19 protein-coding genes are annotated in these 19511 nt (G+C 61.1%); 14 read left to right on the forward strand and 5 right to left on the reverse strand.

Annotation, left to right across the window (positions count from 1 at the left end):
* From VN623_RS08770 to VN623_RS08830, 13 genes are all read left to right on the forward strand, one after another.
* The coding region (locus VN623_RS08770; protein WP_325570163.1) for a DNA-directed RNA polymerase subunit alpha at positions 1–565 on the forward strand (565 nt) is incomplete at its 5' end.
* A gap of 217 nt (positions 566–782) precedes the next feature.
* Complete coding sequence (rplQ, locus tag VN623_RS08775; RefSeq protein WP_325570165.1) at positions 783–1211, forward strand: 50S ribosomal protein L17; 429 nt, start codon at positions 783–785, stop codon at positions 1209–1211.
* Between the two features lie 177 nt (positions 1212–1388).
* Complete coding sequence (locus VN623_RS08780) at positions 1389–2417, forward strand: aldehyde reductase (RefSeq protein WP_325570167.1); 1029 nt, start codon at positions 1389–1391, stop codon at positions 2415–2417.
* Positions 2418–2512: 95 nt separating this feature from the next.
* Positions 2513–3946, forward strand: coding sequence for a Do family serine endopeptidase (locus VN623_RS08785; RefSeq protein ID WP_414653193.1), 1434 nt, complete (start codon positions 2513–2515; stop codon positions 3944–3946).
* A gap of 290 nt (positions 3947–4236) precedes the next feature.
* Complete coding sequence (locus VN623_RS08790; protein ID WP_325570170.1) at positions 4237–4887, forward strand: polymer-forming cytoskeletal protein; 651 nt, start codon at positions 4237–4239, stop codon at positions 4885–4887.
* A gap of 66 nt (positions 4888–4953) precedes the next feature.
* A complete protein-coding gene (locus VN623_RS08795) occupies positions 4954–6273 on the forward strand; it encodes a replication-associated recombination protein A (protein WP_325570172.1) in 1320 nt (439 codons plus the stop codon).
* A gap of 18 nt (positions 6274–6291) precedes the next feature.
* Positions 6292–6927 (forward strand): ParB-like protein, encoded by a 636-nt coding sequence (locus tag VN623_RS08800; RefSeq protein ID WP_325570174.1) that lies wholly within the window; start codon positions 6292–6294, stop codon positions 6925–6927.
* A gap of 78 nt (positions 6928–7005) precedes the next feature.
* The gene (crcB, locus tag VN623_RS08805) at positions 7006–7386 is read left to right on the forward strand and encodes a fluoride efflux transporter CrcB (RefSeq protein WP_325570176.1); all 381 of its coding nucleotides are present in this window, start codon (positions 7006–7008) and stop codon (positions 7384–7386) included.
* Entirely contained in the window at positions 7383–8375 is a 993-nt protein-coding gene (locus VN623_RS08810) for an RluA family pseudouridine synthase (RefSeq protein ID WP_325570178.1), read from the forward strand. Before crcB ends, VN623_RS08810 begins: the two co-directional genes overlap by 4 nt.
* A 185-nt stretch (positions 8376–8560) precedes the next feature.
* Entirely contained in the window at positions 8561–9238 is a 678-nt protein-coding gene (locus VN623_RS08815) for an HAD-IA family hydrolase (RefSeq protein WP_325570180.1), read from the forward strand.
* Entirely contained in the window at positions 9235–10029 is a 795-nt protein-coding gene (locus tag VN623_RS08820) for an ATP12 family chaperone protein (protein ID WP_325570182.1), read from the forward strand. The genes VN623_RS08815 and VN623_RS08820 overlap by 4 nt, the downstream gene beginning before the upstream one ends.
* A gap of 74 nt (positions 10030–10103) precedes the next feature.
* Positions 10104–10796, forward strand: coding sequence for a DUF2750 domain-containing protein (locus VN623_RS08825; RefSeq protein ID WP_325570185.1), 693 nt, complete (start codon positions 10104–10106; stop codon positions 10794–10796).
* Positions 10797–10925: 129 nt separating this feature from the next.
* Positions 10926–12458 carry an acyl-CoA carboxylase subunit beta gene (locus VN623_RS08830; RefSeq protein ID WP_325570223.1) on the forward strand — a complete coding sequence of 511 codons (1533 nt, stop codon included), beginning with the start codon at positions 10926–10928 and terminating at the stop codon, positions 12456–12458.
* A gap of 153 nt (positions 12459–12611) precedes the next feature.
* Here VN623_RS08830 and VN623_RS08835 read toward each other — a convergent pair whose 3' ends face one another.
* The 5 genes from VN623_RS08835 to VN623_RS08855 form a co-directional block, all read right to left on the reverse strand.
* A complete protein-coding gene (locus tag VN623_RS08835) occupies positions 12612–13766 on the reverse strand; it encodes a sensor histidine kinase (RefSeq protein WP_325570187.1) in 1155 nt (384 codons plus the stop codon).
* Between the two features lie 247 nt (positions 13767–14013).
* Positions 14014–14388 carry a cupin domain-containing protein gene (locus VN623_RS08840; RefSeq protein ID WP_414653194.1) on the reverse strand — a complete coding sequence of 125 codons (375 nt, stop codon included), beginning with the start codon at positions 14386–14388 and terminating at the stop codon, positions 14014–14016.
* A gap of 50 nt (positions 14389–14438) precedes the next feature.
* On the reverse strand, positions 14439–14993 hold the full coding sequence (locus VN623_RS08845) for an Rrf2 family transcriptional regulator (protein ID WP_325570191.1): 555 nt from the start codon (positions 14991–14993) through the stop codon (positions 14439–14441).
* A gap of 381 nt (positions 14994–15374) precedes the next feature.
* A complete protein-coding gene (locus VN623_RS08850; protein WP_325570193.1) occupies positions 15375–16268 on the reverse strand; it encodes an LssY C-terminal domain-containing protein in 894 nt (297 codons plus the stop codon).
* Between the two features lie 101 nt (positions 16269–16369).
* Positions 16370–18160 carry a hypothetical protein gene (locus VN623_RS08855; protein WP_325570195.1) on the reverse strand — a complete coding sequence of 597 codons (1791 nt, stop codon included), beginning with the start codon at positions 18158–18160 and terminating at the stop codon, positions 16370–16372.
* A 247-nt stretch (positions 18161–18407) separates the two neighbouring features.
* Between VN623_RS08855 and VN623_RS08860 the strand changes: the two genes are divergently transcribed.
* Positions 18408–19367, forward strand: a complete 960-nt coding sequence (locus VN623_RS08860; protein ID WP_325570197.1) for an alpha/beta fold hydrolase — start codon at positions 18408–18410, stop codon at positions 19365–19367.
* Positions 19368–19511 lie beyond the last annotated feature (144 nt).

Below are 19511 nucleotides of genomic sequence, written 5' to 3' on the forward strand. Positions count from 1 at the left end.
CAAGGGCTACGTTGCTTCCGACCGCAACCGTCCCGAGGACGCGCCGATCGGTCTGATCCCGGTCGATAGTCTCTATTCGCCGGTCAAGAAGGTTTCCTACAAGGTCGAGAATACGCGCGAAGGCCAGATCCTCGATTACGACAAGCTGACAATGGTCGTTGAAACCGACGGCTCGATCCGCCCCGAGGACGCCGTGGCGCTCGCCGCCCGCATTCTGCAGGATCAGCTGGCCGTCTTCATCAACTTCGAAGAGCCGAAGAAGGCACAGGAAGAACAGCGCCATCCGGAACTGGCATTCAACGCTGCACTGCTCAAAAAGGTCGACGAGCTCGAGCTGTCGGTGCGTTCGGCCAATTGTCTGAAGAACGATAACATCGTCTACATCGGCGACCTGATCCAGAAGACGGAAGCGGAAATGCTCCGCACGCCGAACTTCGGCCGCAAGTCGCTCAACGAGATCAAGGAAGTTCTGGCGACGATGGGTCTGCATCTCGGCATGGAAGTGCCGAACTGGCCGCCGGACAACATCGACGAGCTGGCGAAGCGGTTCGAAGACCAGTATTGAGGAATTCCTTCTCCCCTTGGGGAGAAGGTGCCCCGAAGGGGCGGATGAGGGGCAGTTTACGCCCCCCGCGCTAGCCCTCTCCCCAAGGGGAGAGGGAATACCAAGGCGAAGGTGAGGCCATAGAACCTCCCGCGCCGAACCGTAAAGGCGAAAGCCAACGGTAACTTCAAGCCTGCAGCGTTTCGCGGCGGGCCAACAATGTAAGGATGAAGACACGATGCGACACAAGAAACTCGGCCGGCGTTTCGGCCGCCATGTTGGTCATCGCCAGGCGATGTTCTCGAATATGGCCGCGGCCCTCATCAAGCACGAACAGATCATCACGACGCTGCCCAAGGCGAAAGACCTGAAGCGCGTCGTCGACAAGTACATCACGCTCGCGAAGCGTGGTGATCTCAATTCACGCCGCCTCGCCGCCGCACGGTTACGCGACGAGGACATGGTCAAGAAACTTTTCGACGTGCTGGGCCCCCGTTATAAGACGCGCGCCGGCGGCTACACGCGTGTGCTGAAGGCCGGTTTCCGCTATGGCGATGCCTCTCCGCGCGCCGTCATCGAACTCGTCGACCGCGACACGACCGTCAAGGGCGCCGAAGATCGGGCCCGCCACGAAGCGAAGGTCGCCGAGCAGGCGAGCTCCGGCTGATACGTTCAGGCGGCAAGTCGTTCCAAAATTGAAAAACCCCGGCGCCCAAATCGCCGGGGTTTTGCTTTAGAGACCGCGCCGGCCGCTTCAACCCCGTTGCCTTTTGGCGGCATTTCGCGTGACTATCCCGGCTAAGCGCGCGCCCTCTCGGGGAGCGCAAGCCGCAGGGGTCAGAGCATGCCTTCGAACCCACCGGTTGTCGTGACGGGCGCCACCGGACTCATCGCCAAGCACATCATCGGCGAGCTCGTGCGGCGGGGGCATAGCGTACGCGCGACGCTGCGGCGGATGAACAAGGCCGAGGACGTGCGCCGTGCGGTGACGCGGCTCGGCTGCGATCCGGCCGGCGTCACTTTCGTCGTTGCCGATCTTCTTGCCGACGCGGGATGGGATGACGCCGTCGCCGGCAGTGCTGTCGTCGTCCACACGGCCTCGCCGTTCCCAATTCAGCAGCCCACCGATCCTGATGATGTCATCCGGCCGGCGCGTGACGGAACGCTTCGCGTGCTCAAGGCGGCGGCGCGGGCGGGCGTGAAGCGCGTCGTGCTCACGTCGTCGAGCGTCGCGATCTTCTATGGCAGCGGATTGCCGGCCGGGCATATCTATTCGGAATCGGATTTCACCGATGAGACGCGCGCCGACCTCACGCCCTATATCAAGTCGAAGACGATCGCCGAGAAAGCCGCATGGCAATTCGTCAAGTCGACGCCCGGCGCGCCGGAACTCGCCGTCATAAATCCGTGTTTCGTGCAAGGCCCGGCACTCGATGCCGATCTTTCGACGTCGCACGAACTTTATCGCCTGATGGCGCGCGGCGTTTATCCGGCCGTTCCCCGCATACGCTTCCCGGTCGTCGACGTGCGCGATGTTGCCGCAGCTCACGTCGAGGCTGCGTTCCGTCCGGAAGCGGCAGGCCAACGGTATCTGATCGGCGAGGGTCAGCTCGGACTTTATGACCTCGGCCGCGTCATGGTCCGCGAACTGCCCGACCTCAAGTCGAAAGCACCGAAGTTCCAGCTACCGGACATTGCCGTCAGGGCCCTCGCGCTCGTCGACAAGCGGATGCGAACGATCCTGCCGGAGCTTGGCGAGATGAAGGATTATGCCAACGCGCGGGCTAAGGCGGAGTTGGGGCTCACCCTCAGAAGTGCCGACGAGGCTGTGACGGCGGCAGTCCGATCATTACGAGACCTTAGGTTGATCTAGCGGGCGCTCCGCCCTTACTTTTGCCCCGAGTCGACCAGATCGACGCGACCAATCTCCCGGTGCCCGAGCGCGGCGCCTATCGGCGAGCACACATCATCATGAAGAAGAATTGGATCTTGGCCCTTGCAGCCGCTGTTTGCGCAGGCGCATTCGCGCCGGTTCTGCTGCACCTGACGACTGTGACGTCTGCCGAAGAGAAGTTGCCGCCGCCGTCGCGCGCAGCTGTGCAATATTCGTACGCACCGATCGTGCACAAGGTGGCGCCTGCCGTCGTCAACGTCTACGTCCGCAGCCGCGTCCAGACGTTCAACTCGCCATTCGCGAACGATCCCTTTTTCCAGCACTTCTTCGGCAAAGCCTTCGGTCAGCCGACAGAGCGAGTCATGAATTCACTCGGCTCCGGCGTGATCATCAATCCGCAAGGGCTGATCGTAACGAACAACCACGTCGTCAAGGCGCGCGGTGCGACTGAAATCAGAGTGGCGCTCTCCGACAAGCGCGAGTTCGACGCCAAGCTGATCGCGCAGGACGAGAAGGCCGATATCGCCGTTCTGAAGATCGAAGGCGGCGACGGCAATTTTCCGTATCTTCAATTCGATGACTCCGACAGCCTCGAAGTCGGCGACCTGGTTCTTGCGATCGGTAATCCGTTCGGCGTTGGTCAGACCGTCACGAGCGGCATCGTCTCGGCGCTGTCGCGATCGGAAGTCGCCGAATCCGACAGTCAAGTTTTCATCCAGACTGATGCCGCCATCAATCCGGGCAATTCCGGAGGCGCGCTCGTCGACATGGCAGGGCGGCTGGTCGGCATCAATACGATGATCTACTCGCAATCGGGCGGCTCGGTCGGCATCGGGTTCGCGATCCCGTCGAACCTGGTCCGCGTGTACGCCGAAAGCGCCGCGAACGGGCGCAAGGTCGAGCGGCCGTGGATCGGCGCAAAACTCGAAGGGATGACGCACGACATTGCCGAGGGCCTGGGTCTCAATCGCATCACCGGTGCGGTCGTGACCCGCCTTTACGACAAGGGCCCGGCGGCCAACGCGGGCCTCAAAGAGGGCGACGTCATCACGCATGTCGACGGCGTCGAGGTTGCAGACGCGCGGGCCGTGTACTACCGGCTGACGACAAAGGGCGTCGGCCAGACGACGCGCCTGACCGCGATACGCAAGGGGCAGCCGGTCGATGTTGCGCTTCCGCTGATTGCGGCGCCCAAGCCCGGTAAGGACGACGCCAGAAATATCTCCGGCAACAATCCGCTCGATGGCGCGAGGATATCGAACATTCTGCCATCCATCGCCGACGAGTTGGGAATTGACGAGACAGAGGGTGTGGCCGTGACATCGGTCAGAAGCGGTTCGGCGGCCCAGACCCTCGGGTTCCAGCCGGGCGACATTATCGTCGCCGTCGGCGACAAGAAAATAGACACCGTGATCGACGCCGAGAAAGCACTCTCCGAGCGCCAGAGGCTTTGGCAAATCTCGGTGAAGCGCGGCAACCGCGTCGTGCAACTTCGCGTGCCGGGCTGACGCGGATTCTTTGGCTGGCATGCCGACTCTCCTTCGTCGAGTCGGCCGGCAATGCCGTCACAATTCCTTTGCGGGGCCCTGGATGGCCGCCGCGGCGCAGAATTGTGTCGACACGCGAGCAAAACGTTCTCACTCCATACCCGGGCCTAATTCGGCCATCCAGGCGCGTGGCAAGGGCGGAATAGGGTTAACCGGTATCGCCTGACTGCAGGGCGGCCGGGCAGTCGGAAAGCTGACAAAATCGTGGCCGACGCTGCCTGTAGTCATGTTTGCGTAACGGGAGTTCGCCGATGTCCGACAACCGGGGTGTACTGATCATCGGCGAAGGCGCCGTGCTGAAAGGCGACGTCAAAAGCGGTCGCCGGGTTGAAATCTGGGGTTACGTCGAAGGCGGCGTTACCGCTTCCGAAGTTGTTGTCCAAGAGGGCGGCAAACTCTTCGGGAAGATCAAATCCGACAACGCAGAAATTCATGGCACGCTGCAGGGCGATGTCCGCGTGTCGCAGTTGATCGCGATCAAGAGCACGGGTGTCGCATCGGGGACGATCAAATACGGCCGCCTGTCGATGGAGGAGGGTGGCGAGCTCACGGCTCAGGTGCGCAACATTCCACCCTCGATTGGCGGTGATCTCGACCTCACCGTTTCGAAGGGCCGCTCGGTGCGGATCACGCTCGCCGATCTCAATGCCCTCGATCCCGATGACAAGGCTGAGGACCTGACGTTTGAAATCTCGAATGCGGCGAACGGTTTCGTGGCCCTCGGCACGAGATCCAAAGAGCCGGTCAACAGCTTCTCGCAGGCCGATCTCGAGAGCGGGCGCGTCTACTTCGCCCATGACGGTTCGGATGCGGAGACGGCGAAATTCGACGTGACGGTCACCGATCTCTCTGGCGCCTCATCGGGCCCGGCGAAAACTGTCAACGTCGCCGTGCGGGCGTGATGCCGCGGTTATCCGCAGCGTACGTCGGCTAGGAACGGTTGGGCGGGGCCTCTATAGTGGCGGCCGATGGCCAATCTTTTCGAAGCAGCGGGATTAGAGAAGGGTGCGCCGCGTCCGCTGGCCGATCGGCTGCGGCCAAAGTCGCTCGCCGAGGTGATGGGCCAGGACCACATCGTCGGCCCCGACGGAACGCTGACGCGGATGCTGAAGACCGGCCGTGTGCCCAGTCTCATTTTCTGGGGCCCGCCTGGGTCCGGCAAAACGACGATCGCGCGGCTGCTGGCGGGCGAGACGCACCTTGCATTCGAGCAGCTTTCGGCGATCTTCTCCGGCGTCGCGGAACTCAGGAAGGCCTTCGAGCGCGCCAAGGTGCAGCGCGAGCAAGGCAAGGGCACGCTGCTCTTCATCGACGAAATTCATCGCTTCAATCGTTCGCAGCAGGATTCATTCCTGCCGCACATGGAAGACGGCACGATCACGCTCGTCGGCGCGACGACCGAAAACCCGTCCTTCGAACTCAACGCCGCGCTTCTGTCGCGAGCCAGTGTTCTGACGCTCAATAGGCTCGACGATGCGACGCTTGAGATTTTGTTGAAACGGGCCGAAGCGGAGATGGAGCGGCCGCTGCCGCTCGACGCCGACGCTCGCGAAGCCCTCAAAGGTATGGCCGACGGCGACGGCCGCGCCATCTTCAATCTCGCCGAGGATGTGTTCGCAGCCGTGCCGGCGAATGGCAAAGCACTCGATCGCGAAGCGCTCGTGCGGCTCGTGCAGCGGCGCGCGCCGCTCTACGATAAATCGCGTGAAGGTCACTACAACCTGATCTCGGCGCTGCATAAGTCCGTGCGCGGCTCCGACCCCGACGCCGCACTTTATTATCTCTGCCGCATGCTCGACGGCGGTGAGGACCGGCTGTTCATCGCCCGGCGCCTCGTCAGGATGGCGGTCGAGGATATCGGACTTGCCGATCCGCAGGCACTCGTCATCGCCAATGCGGCGAAAGAGGCATTCGATTTTCTGGGCAGCCCGGAAGGTGAACTCGCAATCGCGGAGGCCACGGTCTACATGGCGACCGCGCCGAAATCGAACGCCAACTATGTCGCCTACAAAGCGGCAATGCGTGCCGCCAAGGAGCATGGATCACTGTCGCCGCCGAAGGCTATCCTTAACGCCCCTACCAAGTTGATGGAAGACGAAGGCTACGGATCGGATTACCTTTACGATCACGACCAGCCGGATGCATTTTCAGGACAGAACTATTTTCCCGACGAATTCAAGAAGCGTCCGAATTTCTATGATCCGCTGGAGCGCGGCTTCGAGCGCGAGATAAAGAAGCGTCTCGATTACTGGGCGAAGCTGCGCGCCGAACGCAATCGTCGTTCTTAGTCAGTAAGGATGATTACGATGGCAGACCCACAAGGGCACGCGCAGTCTCCGCTGTTGCATTCCGTTGACATTGCCGATCTGCGGCCGACGCAAATGACGGTCGGGATGCGCGAGGTCGAACAGAAACGCAAAGAATGGCGCACGCTCGACGTCTCGAAAACCGGCGGATTTCTCGGGCGGCACATGATCCCGGTAGTACGTGGGCCGAAAAGCCGGAACTACGTCGTCGACCACCATCACTTGGCGCGAGCACTTTACGAGGAGGGCGTGAAAGAGGTTCTGACCACAACGGTGGCCGATCTTCGTGCGCTCGAGAAAGACGAGTTCTGGACCTTTCTCGACAATCGAGGTTGGATGCACCCCTTCGACGCCGACGGCGTTCGCCAGCCGCGGACGAGTTTGCCGAAGACCGTTGCTCATATGGAAGACGATCCTTATCGCAGCCTTGCGGGCGAGCTGCGGTTCGCCGGCGGCTATGCAAAAGATACCACTCCTTTCAGCGAATTCCTTTGGGCCGATGCGCTGCGCCGCCGCGTAGATTCCAAGACCATCAAGGACGATCCTGACACTGCCTTGGAGCAGGCGCTTGCGTTTGCCAAAAGCAGTGCGGCGTCCTATCTGCCCGGCTGGTGCGGGCCGCATGACCGGCGTTAATCGGCCGGGCCGGTGGCGGCTTTCTTTGTCCGCGTCCGGGCGCTATAGCATCGCGCTACAGGAATTCAGGGACATCTCATGAAGCTGCTCTTGCTCGCTTCGGGCGGCGGCGCCATCGGCGCCGGCATTCGATTTTTGGTCAACAGGGCGTTTGCGCACCACGGCTTCATCGAATTTCCGTGGGCGACGCTAACGATCAACATAACGGGTTCCTTTCTGATGGGTGTCCTGATCGAGGTGCTGGCGCTCCGCTACAATGCCTCCAATGAGCTTCGCGTATTCCTGGCGACCGGCATCCTCGGTGGCTACACGACGTTCTCTGCCTTCTCGCTCGAATTCGCGACGCTCTACGAACGGGGCGAGATGAGCGCCGCGTTCGGTTATGTTCTGGCCTCCGTCGTCTTGAGCCTGTTTGCGGTGTTCGCCGGTCTCTGGGTATCGCGCTGGGTATTGGCATGACGATCCCTGCTAAAGTAGAAGCGATCCGGGTTGGCGACGGCGAGGCCGACATGCGGCTCGACCGCTGGTTCCGCGTGCACTTTCCCGAGGTCGGCTACACTTATCTGCAGAAGCTGTTGCGGTCCGGTCAGATACGCGTCGATTCCAAGCGCGCCCAGGCCAACGATCGCTTGACTGCCGGGTCGGAAATCCGCGTTCCCTCGGTCGTGCGTCAGCCGAAAAAAGCGGGCCCCGGATTGCAAGCCCCGCCCGGCGTCTCGAAGGGCGACCGCGACGCGATCGAAAAGATGATCATCTACGAAGACGAAACGGTGCTCGTTTTGAACAAGCCGTTCGGCCTGGCGGTGCAAGGTGGAACGGGGACGAAGAAACACATCGACGGCATGCTCGAAGGTATGAGCGATCGTTTCGGTGGCGAACGCCCACGCCTCGTCCATCGACTCGACCGTGACACGACGGGCGTGCTGCTCGTCGCTAAAACGCGCGAGGCCGCTTCGCGACTTGGACGGACGTTTCAGACGCGCTCGGCGGCAAAGACGTATTGGGCGCTCGTCAAAGGCGTACCGAAGCCGCCGCAAGGAAAGATCGAGGCAGCGCTGGTCAAAGCTTCAGGCCCGGACGGCGATAAGGTTCGCAAGGCCCAGCCCGGCGAGCAGGACCGCGCCATGCATGCGACGACGCATTATTCCGTCATCGATAGGGCGGCGCGCAAAGCATCATGGGTGTCGCTGAAGCCCGTGACCGGCCGCCAGCATCAGCTGCGCGCCCACATGCATCTCATTGGCCATCCGATCGTGGGCGACAACAAGTACGAAGGCGACGTCGACATGCCGGCCGAGAACATGGAGAAGAAGCTTCACCTGCACGCCAGGCGTCTCGTCATTCCGCATCCCAAAACCGGGCGGCCGATCGACGTCACTGCACCGCTGCCGCCGCACATGGCGGCGACGTGGGACCTGCTCGGTTTCGACATCGGCAAGTTCGACTGAGCCGCCAAGCTACTACTGTCATTCTCGGCTTTATGCCGAAGATTCGTCGTTCAACAAACTCCGGTGCTTGTGGGCCAATGGTTTTTCGGGACAAGCCCGAGGATGACAATTGAGCGCGGGCACTTCTTACCGTGCGGCCCGGCCGCCAAATTTGCATCGCGCCGGTCGCGTGCTAGAAAAGCTGCATGAGATTGGTCGTTTTTGATTGCGACGGAACGATCGTCGACAGCCAGGCTGGCATCATTCTGTCGATGGAGCATGCGTTCACGTCGCTGCGGATGATACCGCCGGCGCGCGAGCGGACACTCGCCGTCGTGGGCTTGTCGCTTCCCGAGGCTTTTTCGGCCTTGGCACCCGAGGCCGAATACGCGACGCGCGTTGAACTCGGCGAGCGCTATAAGGCGGCCTTCCGCGAACTGAAAAGCGATCCCTCGGAGATGGATATCCTGTTCCCGCAGGCCAAGGAAACGATCGCGCATCTCGCCGATCTGAAAGAACATCTTCTCGGGATAGCGACTGGCAAATCGCGGCGCGGCATCGATAGGCTGTTCGACCGCGAAGGCTGGCACAAGAGTTTCGCGACGATACAGACTGCGGACGATCATCCGTCGAAACCGCATCCGTCGATGCTGCTCGAGGCAATGCGGGAGACCGGCGCCGCGCCGGCTTCGACGGTCATGGTCGGCGATACGTCCTACGATATCGAAATGGCGCGGGCGGCCGGTGCCTGTGCCATCGGCGTTGCGTGGGGTTACCACACCGTTGCAGAGCTGACGGGCGCCGGGGCCAAGGTGATCGTCGAACGCTTCGAAGATCTGCCGGCGGCGCTTGACGATGTGCTGAGTGCGAGCTGCACGGCATGAGCGACGACCAGCCCAAGGACGGCCCGGGTAGCGCTGGGCCGGGTCGTGCATCGGGCGCCCCGCCGCGCGTCATCACAGATACATTGGCGAAGCCGCTTGCCCGCCGCTTCTATAAAGATGCGAGCATCAGCGACGGTCCGCCGTTCGGTATTCTGCTCGACGGCAAGCCGGTGAAGACGCCGAAGAAGCGAACTTTGCAAGTGCCGACGCGGCGGCTCGCAGAGGCAATCGCCGACGAGTGGCGGGCACAGGAAGCGCTAATCAATCCGGCGCGGATGCCGCTGACGCGCTTTGCGAATACGGCAATCGATGCCGTCGACGATGCGCGCGAGGCCGTCGCCGCCGATATCGCGGCCTACGCCGGTCGTGATCTTCTCTGCTACCGGGCCGAGGCGCCGGAAGCGCTGGCAAAACTGCAGTCGAAATACTGGGACCCGATCATCGCCGCGGCCGAAGCGACGCTCGGTGCCCCGCTGAAGGTTGTTTCGGGCGTCATGCCCGTGGAGCAGCCGGGCGAGACGCTTGCGGCTTTTGCGGCGGCGCTTACGCCCCTCGAGGCTTTTCGCCTGACCGGGTTGCACGTGCTGACGACGCTGACGGGTTCAGCATTTTTGGCTCTTGCGCTGGCGCGCGGGCAGCTCAGTCCGGACGCTGCATGGGCAGCGGCACACGTCGATGAGGATTATCAGATCGGCCTTTGGGGCGAGGATGCCGAAGCGGCCGTCCGGCGGCGGGCGCGGCGCGCCGAGTTCGACGCGGCCTGCCGTTTTCTGAAGTTGCTCCACACGTAACGCATACGGCTTGCCCGCGAAGGCCATTCCGGGAGAAACTTCGGCAAACTGATTCGGGCTCGGGACTGGTCCCCATGCTGCACATGCCGCGCATCCCGGAACTTGCGCAACGTGACCGGTTTATCCGCCGCGCCGTCAGCGAAGGGCGCGTACTGACCCTGGCGGACGAAGAGAACGCCTCGGTCGCATCGCAGAAAATCGCCGGCCGCACCGTGCAGCTCTTCTGGTCGAGCCCGATCGAAGCCGGGCGCTGGGCCGAGGCGCTGGCCGGCAATACCGATCTTCAGGATATTCCGCTCACAACCTTTGCCGCCGACATTCTACCCGGCATCGCCACGGCAAAGGGCCTCGTCGGCACCGATTGGGTCGCCGATCCGATAGAGGCGGAAGTCGATCCGCGCGATCTCCAAATTCGGCTCAAGGTCGAGGCCGTGCAGGCCTACGTGAACGCGGCGCGCGGCCGGGGCGAAGTTTTTCTCATCGGCGACGACGATGGATTGATGTTGACGCCCGCCACGCCGAAACCGGGTTCGGGCGATGTGCTGCGCGTGTTTGCCAGCCGCCCCGATGCCGAGCGGCACATGAAGACCATCGGGGCCAAGCGGGTCATCGCCGATCCGATCGCCGACTTCATCGCCAGGACGCTGCCCTGGGCCGGTGCGCGTGTCCGGTCGGCGATGATCGAACCGATCGCAGGCGCCGGTTTCATCGAGGTTAAGATCGCCGATCTCAATCAGCGCTTCATATCGCCGCCAGCGGCGCTTTGAGTGCCATTTCGCTTCAGCAAAGCGCTGTTGCTGCGCGCCGGTCCAGTTCGCGACATCTGGTCGTTTGCGCTCAACCTGCGCCATGCTAGAGAGCCCTTTCAGCATCACGTTCAGCAGGGTGGCAGCTCTATGAAGGATATCATCGCCGAGCTCGAAGAGCGTCGCGCCAACGCCCGTCTTGGCGGCGGCCCGGGGCGCATCAGCGCGCAGCACACAAAAGGCAAACTGACGGCACGCGAGCGCATCGAGCTGCTGATGGACGAGGACTCGTTCGAAGAATTCGACATGTACGTCGAGCACCGCTGCACCGACTTCGGCATGGAGAAGACAAAGGTACCGGGCGACGGCGTCGTGACCGGCTGGGGCACGATCAACGGCCGCGTCGTCTACGTGTTCGCGAAGGACTTCACCGTGATGGGCGGTTCGTTGTCGGAAGCGCACGCCAAGAAGATCATGAAGATCCAGGACATGGCGCTGAAGAACCGCTCGCCGATCGTCGGCCTCTTCGACGCCGGCGGCGCGCGCATTCAGGAAGGCGTCGACGCACTCGGCGGCTACGGTGAAGTGTTTCAGCGCAACGTGTTGGCGTCCGGCGTCATTCCGCAGATCTCCGTCATCATGGGTCCGTGCGCCGGCGGCGACGTCTATTCGCCGGCGATGACCGATTTCATCTTCATGGTCAAAGATACGAGCTACATGTTCGTGACGGGTCCCGACGTCGTCAAGACGGTGACGAACGAGACCGTCACGGCCGAAGAACTCGGCGGCGCCAGGGTGCACACGACGAAGTCGTCGATTGCCGACCGGGCCTACGAAAACGACCTCGAGGCGCTGCTGCAGATGCGCCGCCTGATGGACTTCCTACCATCAAGCAACAAGACCGGCGTGCCGACCATTCAGACAGAGGATGACCCGGAGCGCATCGACACGTCGCTCGACACGCTGATCCCCGACAATCCGAACAAGCCGTACGACATCAAGGAACTGATCCTCAAGGTCGTCGACGAGGCCGACTTCTTTGAAATCCAGGAAGCGTTCGCGAAGAACATCGTGACGGGCTTCGCACGCATGGAAGGCCGCACCGTCGGCATCATTGCCAACCAGCCGATGGTGCTGGCTGGCGTGCTCGATTCAGATGCGTCGCGGAAAGCGGCGCGCTTCGTGCGCTTCTGCGACTGCTTCGAAATTCCGCTGATCACGTTTGTCGATGTGCCGGGCTTCCTGCCGGGGACGGCGCAGGAATACGGCGGCCTGATCAAGCACGGTGCCAAACTTCTCTTTGCCTACGCCGAGGCGACGGTGCCGAAAGTCACGGTCATCACGCGCAAGGCCTACGGCGGCGCCTATGACGTGATGAGTTCGAAGCACATCCGCGGCGACGTGAACTACGCCTGGCCGACCGCCGAGATCGCGGTGATGGGAGCCAAGGGCGCGGTCGAAATTCTCTATCGCGCCGAGCTTGGCGACGCCGCGAAAATCCAGGCGCGCATCGACGAATATAAAGAGCGGTTCGCGAACCCATTCGTTGCCGCCGAACGCGGCTACATCGACGAGGTCATCAAGCCGTCCACGACGCGCAAGCGCCTCTGCCGCGCCCTCAACATGCTGCGCAACAAGACGCTCGAAAATCCCTGGAAGAAGCACGACAACATTCCGCTTTGATCTTTGGCGCGAGCGACTCGCGTTCCGCGAGCCGGCCGCCCGCGCCGGGCTTGTGGCGGGCTGCGGTGGGTAAACTCCGCGAGGGCTCGACGCGACGCGACGCCGTTAGCGCATCATCTGAAGCGGAGACATTCGTGGCAAGGCTACCGGAACCTAGACTTTGGTGCTCGGCTCCTTCGGATCATGGGTTGGTTCCCGATGCGACGGCAAAGCGAAATAGAAGGTCGCTCCCGCGCCGCTGTTGCTGGACGCCCAGATGCGGCCGCCGTGAGCCTCGATGATTGAACGGCAAATCGATAGGCCCATACCCGTCCCCTGCGACTTGGTGGTGTAAAATGGTTCGAACAGTCTGTTCACATTCTCTGTATCGATACCTATGCCGGAATCTTGCACTGAGACCACCACGTGATCAGCTTGATCGCGGATTGAACGGATCAATAGGCTACGTGCGCGATTGTCCACGTTTGCCACGGCTTGTATGCCGTTGATCACAATATTGATGATGACCTGCTGTAGTTGAACGCGATCGCCAAGCACTAAGGGCAAGGCGGCTGCGAGTTCTACCCGCAGCGAGACCTCGTGGTTTCCGATCTCTCGATCAACCAGTTTGATGACCTCATTGATGACCTCATTGACATCGAGCAAAGCCCGTTCCGACATGTTCTTCTGCGAGAGTGCGCGAATTCGATTGACGACGTTGGAAGCGCGCCTGGCGTTGCTGATCATTTGCTTCAGCCCGACGTGCACCTGTTCCATTTCCGGAAGCGGTTTACTGAGCCACCTAAGGTTTGCTTCGCCCTGGGTGACGATAGCTGCAAGCGGTTGATTGACTTCATGTGCTATCGACGCGCTCATTTCTCCGAGCGTCGCGACGCGGTTCTCGATCACCAGTCGCTCGTTGACGGTCTTGAGATCGTTAAGCGCATCTTGCAGCTCGTCGCGCGTGCGCCGAAGCGAGGTCGCCGTTCGTCTTTGCGCTGCACTTACAGACGCGATAATAACTCCGGCTATTCCAAACAAAATGATCCGCGGCAAATCCCTCGAGGCCAGCAAAAGCGAACCAAGCGGAAGCAGGTAGAAATAGCCGAAGGATAGAACGGAGAGAGCTGTCGTCAGCAATGCCGGGCCGAGGTCGGCATACCAAGCTACAATAATGATCGCACAGAGAAACAATGAGACCGGCGGGGCGGCCATCAGCATGTAGTCCAACACGCTTACAACGGCGAACGTCGCGGCGAAACACAACACCGCAAACCCATAGTTGACGATCGCCGACGACCGCGGCCACACAAAGAGGGACTTTGGCATACTGCTCCAATCGTACGGAAAGCAGCAGCGTTCTCGCCACCGCCGAACAACTCCTTCACCTCGAAATTTTGTGCATCCCAGAACCAATGCGCCGGCCACGGAAGTATCTTTTTTTGCCGTCCTGATAGTTAGGGGACGCATACGTTGCCCGTCACCACGGATGCGACCATGGCGAGATTACGGGCGGCACCGGCATTCAGCGCCGCCCGCACGAGATTGCGTGTGCCCTCATTGCGCATGCGCGCGTTCACTTCTTATCGATAGTGGTCAGCTCGGTTTCGCTGCTGTCGGCGACGAAAATGGCGAGCAGTCTCGCAGGCTCGGTCGCGCTTGCGTTCTCACTGATTGGGTGGTGGGCGCCGGGTTGCTCGTGCCAGTGCTCTCCGGCATGAAAGACTTGCACCTTGCCATCGTCCACTTGGCTACGGATCGATCCAGACAGCACGTAACCGGTGACGAACGCCGAAGGTGCGTGGTGGTGTGACGAGGTCTTGCCGCCCGGGGGATAGTCAACCACGACAGCGGAAATTGTTTTGCCCGGTATGTTTGGGATTTCCGCGCGGAAAGCGGGCCTGATCGTGTCAGACGATTGGGCTTCGGCAAAAGCAGTGCTCGGGAGCATAGCAAATGTCGCCAGCACGGCGGTCAAAGTCGACATGGTGTGCATGTGCTTCATGACAGTTCTCCATCGCTCTTGGGGCTCGATGTTGTGGCACGCCGCTGCCGCGCGGTTCTTTCGGCGAGCCACTTGGTGACCTCTTTGGGATAACTAGCCGAGGCCTTGGAAGTGACGATTTGTGCAATGTCTGCAAGGCTGCGCGAGGCAAGAACCTCCCGCGTGCAAGCTGCTGCCTCCAGCATGACGGCGTGTATGGAACACACGCCTCGCGTCGCCCATGCGGGAGGTTCGCCATCAAAGATGGCGCAGCGGCTGCGGATCTCGCGACATTCGAAAAGCGGTTTTTCACCGTCGATCGCGACGACGACATCGAGAACGCTAATCGAGTGTGCCGGACGGGCAAGGCGATAGCCGCCGTGTGCGCCCTCGGCGGCGACGACTAGGCGCGCCTTTTGCAACTTCGTGAACAGCTTGGCGACGAATTCGGCTGGGACACCCTGCAAATCAGCGAGATCGCGGGCGCTGGCATGACGCTCTGAATCGCGCGGCTCAACAAGATAGAGCAGGCAGTGCAGGCCGTATTCAACGCCGGCGGAAATATGGGCCATTTCTAACTCCGATCATCTTTGTCGTAGTTAGATTGACTTCACCGCCATGTCAAAGGGGGCTAGCGCGGCAAAAAGGCCGAGGAGGCTCTCGGCCCGAAACCGTTAGCCCCATTATGCGTCGTTGATGTCTGCTGGCGGCCCAAGGCGAGGCATTAAACCTCCGCCAAAATTTCGTATCCCCGCGCTCTTTGTTCTGGCGCAACCGACTCGCGTTCCGCGAGCCGGCCGGTTGCGCAGGAGCGCTGGTGCTCGCGGCGGGCTCCGCGGAAGCGGACCCCGAAGACTCGGGGAAAAATCGCGAGGCGATTTTCCTTGGTCGCGCCGGTCTTGTGGGTGGTGATCCGAGGCTCCGCCGGAGTCGCCAGTTCGGGCTCTCGGTCTTCAGCCGACGCGCGAGCTTCCATCCTGCAAAGTCATTTTCGCAGAGGGAGATTCCGAAAAAGTTTGTTGACGCCGATCCGCCAAGTCAGCCATCGCCACTTCGCCGTCGGTGACGTAATGGTTGACATGCTCGGTTATCAATCGGTCGCCGGGCTTATATAAAGTCACGTCTCCGATGGCCTCACATCCGCTTAATGCAGCGATAACGAAAGACCGTTCGGCATTAGTGTCGGAAGCTGTGGCGTGGGTGATCTGGAAGGTCAATCTGGTAAGGGAAAATCCGGTGTCTTTCGTGCCTGCTCCCACCCAGATTGCACGCTCGTCACCATCCGGCCGGTCGGTGTTGTTCCAAAAAGTCGCTGAATCAATTCCGGAGGGGGCCTGCACGAGGCTCTTGCCCCAAAAGCGTATATGATGCCGTTTGCGCGGGCTATCGTCGATTGCCTGCTCGAATCCAACATCTTGGGGACGTCCGAACAGATAAAGCGTGCTGAAGGGGGCCGTCGGATAAGGCTTGTTGAAAACGAAAGCGCGAGCCATGCGCCAGGAACTTACAGCGCCCAACCGGTCGGCCTCTACCCAGCCGGCCGCCGTGAATGCAGCGCGAAGCTGCTCGAAGGTGCCGACCAACGCGAGGTTGACGGGGTCTCCGGGAAGGCCATCGGCGGTGGTCGTGTATTGAGGCAACCGCTGGCGGTGAAGAATTTTGAGGCCCATGCGAACGGCGTAAGGAAAGATGATATATGCCGCTATTCCATATGTCGCGCCAACGGCCAGGGCCCAAGGTAATTTCTGATCTGCAAAATCGAAAAAGACAAAGGCGACCAGCCAAACGGTTAAAAGGCCGAGGCCGAAGATAGCCAGACGTTGAAGAATGCGAATGAGCAATCTCATATCCAAGTTTAATCACAGACCGCCGATAGTGACAGCAAGATAATTGAAAGCGGGTCGGCCCCGCGAAGCGGAGTCGCGAGCACAAGGAAAGAACACTCAGATCAGGCGCGCACGCCGCTTACCGCCAGTTGACTTTCAAGGCCGGCGATCACGCTGCGCAAATGCTCGTTCTCGAGCCGTGCATAGGCGTCGGCTGCATGATGGCCGAGGCTCGCCAGCATCTGGCGCTCGTTGGCGTTGAGTGCGGTTCCTGACTCGTGCGGTCCGTAGAGCGTCGCCGCGTAACAATAGACGCGGCTGGCGGCAGGAACGGCGAGTATCGGCGTCTCCAGCCCAAGCGGAAACGCCGCCTTGTTGGCTTCGACCTCATTGATCATAACGGGAGAGCCCTTGGACAGCGTTGCGATATCCGCTTCCCCAAGCCGGAGATCGCGCGTCGCGGTGTCGTCCCAACCGGCAACATTTTCGTAACGGCGAAAGCCGGTGTCGTCGCGGCGGAATGTGATTGCCGAAGTCAGCTTCAGCGTGGCGCGGGTACGCTCAGAGAGCAGGTGGTCGATTTGCGCCGGGTCCTTCGCCGTCAGAATGGCTTCTCCCAAATCCCGCTCGGCCTTGTCGATATCGCGATTGAAATAACGGTCCGCAAGCTCGACTGCGCCATGATGCAATTGCCCGATGACAAAGATGATCACGGCGGCGATCAGGAACCAAGTCCACTGCGAAACATTAAGGGCTTCCTTGAGGTGTTCGGCCTCGCGGTGCAAAAGCAGCGCCGGTACGCTCATCGTCAATGCCAGCACCGTCACGCGCCGCAGCGGGATCGACACGCTGACGACGCGCGGCCGGCGGATCGCCTCGAACACGAACAGGCATAGGATGCCATTGACGAGATAGAGCAGGCCGATGAGATCTTCGGGAGGCGAGGCGCCCCAGAACATCGCCCCTACTGTCGTGTACTGGGAAAGGTCGGCGATGACGAATGCGGGCAGGCCGATCAGGCATCCCCAGATGACCCACCTGAGGCGCTGATTGTCCTTCGGCGACAAAGTTTGACGACGCAACAGCAGAATGACGAGCGCGGCGACGCTGACCACGAGTCCAAATAGTATCGTGGCGCGCGTCAGAAATTCAGTCTTGAAGCCGAACGCACTGGCATAGGAGGCCATAAGCGCCAGCGCGATAGCGAGGCCGAGCGCCGGCAGAGCCCGCTCGTAGGGAAGCCATTCCGGCTGCGTCGTGTCGGTCGGGGCGCGCATGACGAACAGAAGCAGGCCCGCATATCCCGCGGCCTGCGCGATGCAGCCCGCAATATCCTGCGCCAGCAGCAGTAGCGGCCAACGTTGCAATTGCGCGTAGAGTTCGAAGCTCTGCCCGGGATTGAACCAGATGACGTAGAGAAAAAATCCCCAGCTCATCGGACCGGGCCGAACCCACACCAGCCAGGCGGCCGCCAGCACCACCAGAATTCCAGCGATCTGATCGAGGAGCAGCACGCTTCGCACGAGCCAATTTGGGTTGCGAGGTTCGGCCTCGATGGTGACTTGTCTTGCGGCTTGGCCCGGTATCGCTGCGAGGTCGAGCGTGATCGCGCTTCCGGGCAGGACGTCCTGGATGCCACCGACGACAGTCAGGATGCTCGCGCATCGGTCTCTGTCGAAGGGCAAACAGCGCATGCGCGACAGGTCGAGCTGATCGCCCTCGCGAATTCCCGCCTTCCACGCAGGCGAAGCAGACTTGTCGATGAATGGACCAGTCGCGTCGTAGACCATGCCGTTGTTGTCGGCATAGAAGCCGAACGACGCCAAAGGCCGCACGACGCGCGCCAGATCCGGCACGATCATCAACAGCGCCCAGATCAGCAGGCCGATGAGCAGCGGTCGTCCACGTACCATTTGGCTTGCTCGCACTCGTCGCTTGGACGGGACTTATATTCAAAAGACGTCGAGTAAACGGTGCGGCGGCCATGCGAACAGGCTGTTAGCCAGCCCACATGCGGCTTGCGATTTCGTGCAGAAAAAATGGCAGGCAAAGATCGCTGTTTCAACGCAAATCTGCTTTCGTCAGACGCCGCGGGCGGCTAATTCGAGGATCAGGGTGAAGAGCGGGCAGGGTGAAAACGTGAACCGAAGTATTGTGGCGATGCGGACCATTGTGGCCTTGGCACTCTTGCCGGGATTTGCGCTTGCCGGCGCAGCTGCAAGCAAAGGCGACGAATACGGACTTCCGCCGAAGACTTATTCGCGGACGGCGACCGTCAAGGGACAGCATATTTTTTACCGCGAGGCGGGCGATCCTTCAGCTGCCACCATCGTGCTGCTGCACGGTTTTCCATCGTCATCGCACACTTATCGCGAACTGATACCGATGCTGTCGCGGCACTATCATGTGCTGGCGCCCGACTATCTGGGCTTTGGCTACAGCGATCATCCCGATCCGGATCAGGTGTCCTATACGTTCGAGCGCTTGACGGATTTTTTCGAAGGCTGGCTCGATGTGGTCGGCGTGAAGCACTTCACGCTCTACATGCAGGATTTCGGCGCGCCGGTCGGGTTCAGGCTGATGCAGCGGCGACCTGATGCCGTTCGGGCGATCGTCGTGCAGAACGCCAACGCTTATCTGGAGGGGCTGACGCAGCAGCGCCGCGACTTTTTCCGCAAGGCGCACGACGACCGAAGTCCGGCAGGCGTGGCAGCGCTCTACGATCTGACGAGCGAGGCGTCGATCATCAACCGGCAGTATCTGCGCGATGTGCTGAAGGAGAAGCGCGATATCATGAGTCCCGACAGCTGGACGAACGACCTTGCATTCCTCCGCTCGGACAAAGACCGGAAAATCATGGTCCAGCTATTTCAGGATTATCAAAGCAACATCGATTTGTACCCGACGTGGCAGGCGCTACTTCGCGAGCGGCAATATCCTACGCTCATCGTTTGGGGGGCGCGCGATCCGGCCTTCATCGCGGCGGGGGCGAAGGCTTATCTCAGAGATCTGCCGAGCGCGGAATTGCATCTCATCGATGCCGGGCATTTTGCAGTCGAGGAAAGGGCAGGCGAAATCGCTGTGCACATGCTGGATTTTCTGGCCATTCACAAAGAATAGATGTTTTGTCTCGGTTTGATTATTACCATTTGACTCGGCGCTCGGCCGCCACGATCGTGACGACATCCCGCGTCAACGTCGACCGACGGAACCGATGACGGGCCTGCGTTGTTTGCGCTGCAGTACGGGTCATCACATATGCGG

The sequence above is a fragment of the Hyphomicrobium sp. genome, from assembly GCF_035572195.1.
Classification (GTDB): domain Bacteria; phylum Pseudomonadota; class Alphaproteobacteria; order Rhizobiales; family Hyphomicrobiaceae; genus Hyphomicrobium_B.

Coding starts and splice junctions, on each gene's coding strand:
- VN623_RS08845 (WP_325570191.1), bottom strand. CDS start 14,993: ATGGCCCATATTTCCGCCGGCGTTGAATACGGCCTGCACTGCCTGCTC.
- VN623_RS08830 (WP_325570223.1), top strand. CDS start 10,926: ATGAAGGATATCATCGCCGAGCTCGAAGAGCGTCGCGCCAACGCCCGT.
- VN623_RS08850 (WP_325570193.1), bottom strand. CDS start 16,268: ATGAGATTGCTCATTCGCATTCTTCAACGTCTGGCTATCTTCGGCCTC.
- VN623_RS08825 (WP_325570185.1), top strand. CDS start 10,104: ATGCTGCACATGCCGCGCATCCCGGAACTTGCGCAACGTGACCGGTTT.
- VN623_RS08860 (WP_325570197.1), top strand. CDS start 18,408: ATGCGGACCATTGTGGCCTTGGCACTCTTGCCGGGATTTGCGCTTGCC.
- VN623_RS08795 (WP_325570172.1), top strand. CDS start 4,954: ATGGCCAATCTTTTCGAAGCAGCGGGATTAGAGAAGGGTGCGCCGCGT.
- VN623_RS08840 (WP_414653194.1), bottom strand. CDS start 14,388: ATGCTCCCGAGCACTGCTTTTGCCGAAGCCCAATCGTCTGACACGATC.
- crcB (WP_325570176.1), top strand. CDS start 7,006: ATGAAGCTGCTCTTGCTCGCTTCGGGCGGCGGCGCCATCGGCGCCGGC.
- VN623_RS08780 (WP_325570167.1), top strand. CDS start 1,389: ATGCCTTCGAACCCACCGGTTGTCGTGACGGGCGCCACCGGACTCATC.
- VN623_RS08810 (WP_325570178.1), top strand. CDS start 7,383: ATGACGATCCCTGCTAAAGTAGAAGCGATCCGGGTTGGCGACGGCGAG.
- rplQ (WP_325570165.1), top strand. CDS start 783: ATGCGACACAAGAAACTCGGCCGGCGTTTCGGCCGCCATGTTGGTCAT.
- VN623_RS08835 (WP_325570187.1), bottom strand. CDS start 13,766: ATGCCAAAGTCCCTCTTTGTGTGGCCGCGGTCGTCGGCGATCGTCAAC.
- VN623_RS08820 (WP_325570182.1), top strand. CDS start 9,235: ATGAGCGACGACCAGCCCAAGGACGGCCCGGGTAGCGCTGGGCCGGGT.
- VN623_RS08815 (WP_325570180.1), top strand. CDS start 8,561: ATGAGATTGGTCGTTTTTGATTGCGACGGAACGATCGTCGACAGCCAG.
- VN623_RS08800 (WP_325570174.1), top strand. CDS start 6,292: ATGGCAGACCCACAAGGGCACGCGCAGTCTCCGCTGTTGCATTCCGTT.
- VN623_RS08855 (WP_325570195.1), bottom strand. CDS start 18,160: ATGGTACGTGGACGACCGCTGCTCATCGGCCTGCTGATCTGGGCGCTG.
- VN623_RS08790 (WP_325570170.1), top strand. CDS start 4,237: ATGTCCGACAACCGGGGTGTACTGATCATCGGCGAAGGCGCCGTGCTG.